Source organism: Chthonomonas sp. (assembly GCF_035294505.1).
Taxonomy (GTDB): Bacteria; Armatimonadota; Chthonomonadetes; order Chthonomonadales; family Chthonomonadaceae; genus Chthonomonas.
In genome coordinates this window covers 1-4,122 of the sequence record NZ_DATGKU010000213.1, presented here as the reverse complement: position 1 = coordinate 4,122, position 4,122 = coordinate 1, and the positions used below count along the sequence as shown (strand labels likewise).

Genomic DNA, 4,122 nt, shown 5'->3' with positions numbered 1-4,122 from the left:
ACACCGGTCGTCGCACGCAGACTTCCGCCAGCCACTGCATAGTTAGGTCACCTCATGCTGAAACAGATATTTGCGGTGAAATCCTTCGGATTTCCTTAGCATTATAGCCCAAAAAGCGCTCCCTTAGGGCGCCTTGTTGTTGGACGGGATATTTTTTCTGAATACGCACAGGTTGAAAGAGAGGTTTCAGGTTTTTATTCCTTCGCCTGTTGCCTCATAGACGAGGCGGAACAGGCTGCCATTCAAGCTTCTCAAATCGGAGGATGGGTGGGTAACCGCAAGAGTTCCCCCTCCAACCACCGCAATGACCAACCTGCATAAGATCTCGCAGCTTCGCTTCGCGATGACATCCGCTATCGCGTTCGAGACAAAGTTCGAGATGACATGGTTCGAGGTAACATTGCTCTGGCGCGAAAAGTCGGCTTGCTTATCAGCCCCCACCCCCCCGCCCCTCAAGGCCAACGCCCTCCCCCTCCCCCAATTTGGGAGAGGGGAGACCAATAAGTTCATCGGCAGTTTTCTATGATAACCTTCCCTTCGGAAACTCAACACAACCGCCCCTTTTCTCCCTAATAGGGGGAAAGGCCGGGATAGGGGGCGAGCAAGGCAGGCTTGCTTGGTTAACTGCCTCTAGAACCTTGAGATTGGCAGTCTCATCCCTTCCCCTCGGAACGGGTGGGAAGTGAAACATAAGATTTCTCGCCTTCGGCTCGAAATGACAGGTGTTTATCTCGCCTGCTGCTCGAAGGGACAGTTGTTTATCTCGCCTGCGGCTTGGAATGACAGGCGTATCGCTAGCTCTTCAAGCCCCTCCCCTCAAGGCCCCCACCCCCCCGCCCCTCCCCCTATCAGGGAGAGGGGAGACCAACAAGTTTACTTTCAGTTTCCTGTTGATAGGCTTTCCTTGGAAAAACCAGCAAAATAGCCCCCTTTCTCCCGAATCGGGGGAAAGGTCGGGATAGGGGGCGAGCAAGATAAGCTTGCTGTACCGACTGACTCTAGAACCGCGAGATTGGCAGCCTCACCCCTCGGAACGGGTGGCAATGGAAACTCAAGATTTCTCGCCTTCAGCTCGAAATGACAGTTGTTTATCTTGTCTTCGACTCGAAATGACAGGCGTCTATCTCACCGGCTCTTCAAGGCCGACGCCCTTTCCCTCAAGGCCGACGCCCTCCCCCTCAGCGGCCTGTGTCGCTTCCTTCATCGCCTATCTCTCTAGCCGCTGCATCGCCGTGCGCTAGCACCTCCCGAATCGGGGGAAAGGATGGGATAGGGGGCGAATAAAGCGAACTTGCTTGGCTAACTGCCTCTAAAACCACCAAAAATCAGGTATGCTAGACCCATCGAATACCTGATTTTCTCCAAACACCCAAAATCATGTAAAATTGGCACGGAAATTGCAGTCAAGATGGATGGGTACGAAGTCCTCACTTATCATCGGCTTCTGCCCTCACAACCCATAACAGTCTTAAGGAGGACATGTTCATGAACACAAATCGTTTCGTCCGCTTCGTTCGGCTCTTCGCCTTGTTGGTGGGAGCGTGCTTGCTCACCGGACTGCAAACGGCTAAGGCACAACTTAACTTCACCCTTCAAAACCCCAATCCCACGGTGGCACCGGGGAGCACCTTCGCCTTCTTCACTACCCTCACCAACACCGACCCCAACAACCCCATAGACCTCACCGGAGACAACACCTCCTATTCCGACCCCAATGCCAACGACTTCACCGATAACTTCCTCAACGCCCCACCGTCGTTGACCCCTGCCGGCACGGTTGGTTCGAGTTGGACGGGGGACTTGTTTGATGTGACGGTACCTGCCAACGCTGTGTCTGGGACGGTGTATACGGGGACATACGAGATAGACTTCATAGATGGGAGTGCTTCGGGTTCGGTAACACAGAACTTTAGTGTGACGGTAGGGGGTCATGCGACGACCCCGGAGTTAGGGAGTGTGTGGGGTTTATTGCTGTTAGTAGGTCTTGGCATGTTATGGCGCCTAGGAGTACGGCGTGGTGCCGGTTCGCTAAGTAGGATAAGCGTCGCTCTGTTGTGCGGTGTTTTGTTGTATGGGAGCGGTATAGGGAGGGCACAGGCACAGGGTATAGAGCCAGTAGTACTTGTACATAACTTCAATGGCCCTAATGATGGAGCCGATCCTTATGCCGGTGTCATTCAGGGCAAGGATGGAGCTTTGTATGGGACAACCCACATTGGGGGCGCCAATAATGATGGCGTGGTGTTCAAGGTCAACCCCGACGGCTCCAACTTCCAGGTGCTCCATACCTTCTCGGCATTACCATACCCATCTACCAACTCCGACGGTGCCTATCCCTTTGCCGGTGTTACTCAGGGGAGTGATGGAGTTTTGTATGGCACGGCTACATATGGAGGCGCCTATGGTTGGGGTGTCGTATTCAAAGTCAACCCCGATGGCTCCAACTTCCAGGTAATCCACGCCTTCACCAGAGGCAATGACGGCGGCTATCCCTATGCCGGTGTCATCCAGGGGAGTGATGGAGCCTTGTATGGGACGACCTTCTTTGGAGGCACCTTTGGGTATGGCGTGGTGTATAAGGTTAACACAGATGGCTCCAACTTCCAGGTGCTCCATCACTTCAATAGCTTCAATGGCCAGGACGGCGCCTTTCCCTATGCCTGTGTCATTGAAGCCAAGGATGGAGCCTTGTATGGAACGACTTATGGTGGAGGCACCAATGGGGCTGGCGTCGTGTATAAGGTCAACCCCGATGGCTCCAACTACCAGGTACTCCATAACTTCAATAGCCAGGACGGCGTCTATCCCTATTTTGCCGGTGTCATCCAGGGCAGGGATGGAGCTTTGTATGGGACTACTGCTGGAGGAGGCGCCCATGATAGTGGCGTAGTGTACAAGCTCAACCCCGATGGCTCCAACTTCCAAGTGATCCATTCCTTCTCGGCACCATACGACATGAATGGAGACAACTCCGACGGCTCCCATCCCCGTGCCGGTGTTATTCAGGGTTCAGATGGGGCTTTGTATGGGACGACTGAATTTGGAGGCGCCCTTAATTATGGCGTGGTGTTCAAGCTCAACACAGATGGCTCCAACTTCCAGATGCTCCATAGCTTCACGTACGGTTACTATGAGGGCGCCTTTCCTTATGGTGGTGTCATTCAGGGCAAAGATGGTAACTTGTACGGGACAAATTTAGGTGTCATCTTTCGTATCGGCCCACAAGCCCTCACCCTCAACCCCAATAACGCCCCAGCAGGCTCCAACAACCTCACCCTCACCCTACTCGGAAACGGCTTCGCACAAAACGATACCCTCCTCTGGAACGGCACTACCCCCATTACCCCCACCTTCGTCTCCTCCGATGGCACTAAAATCCAGGCTACCATCCCCGCTAACCTCCTCACCACACCTGGTTCTGCCACCCTGCAGGTGCAAGACCCCAACATCCACAACACCACCCCACCCCTTGTCTTCCTAATCGGGGCAGTGCAAATCCACCTGCAAATCAGCTCCATCGGCCGAGACAGCAACAACAACGTGGTGGTTACCTTTACAATAACCAACACCGGAGGAGCGTCGGCCACCAACTTGGCGGTGACATTGGCAACTCTAACGGACAGCACGAGGCAGAAGTTCAACACGAGCAGTTCGTTGCCGTTGTCGTTAGGCACGCTCTCTGCCGGGGGCAGTGTATCGGCGACGCTGGTGTTTCCGTCTACGGCAGCTTCCGGTTCGGGTTTGTTGCAGGTGCGCGGGAGCTATGGCGGCGGTAGTTTTGGTGGGAGTTTGCGCGTGACCGTGCCGTAGGTTGGTGTGAAGTTAGATAGTTCCTCCCCTCCTTCATGGCTGAAGGAGGGGAAGTTTTTTTGTCTTTCAGGCGCAACAGCCCCTCCCCCTCTTAGGGAGAGGGGCACCTCGCGGTGGGCGTCCTCGCGGACGGCGCCTTTGCGGCCAGCACAGTTTCCGTAATCGTCTCTTTCTCTGGCCGCTGTATCGCCGTGCGCCTCTCCAGCCCCCTCCCCCCATTGGGGAGAGGGGAGACCAATAAGCTTACTAGCGGTTTCCTTTGATAAGCTTCCCTTCAGGAACTTAACACAACCGCCCCCTTTCTCCCGAATC

Annotated in this window: 1 protein-coding gene; it reads left to right on the top strand. The window is 54.6% G+C overall.

Annotated features, from left to right (window positions below; translation table 11 throughout):
• Positions 1 to 1,485 precede the first annotated feature (1,485 nt).
• Complete coding sequence (locus tag VKV18_RS13170; RefSeq protein ID WP_324204650.1) at positions 1,486 to 3,810, top strand: choice-of-anchor tandem repeat GloVer-containing protein; 2,325 nt, start codon at positions 1,486 to 1,488, stop codon at positions 3,808 to 3,810.
• Positions 3,811 to 4,122: the final 312 nt, after the last annotated feature.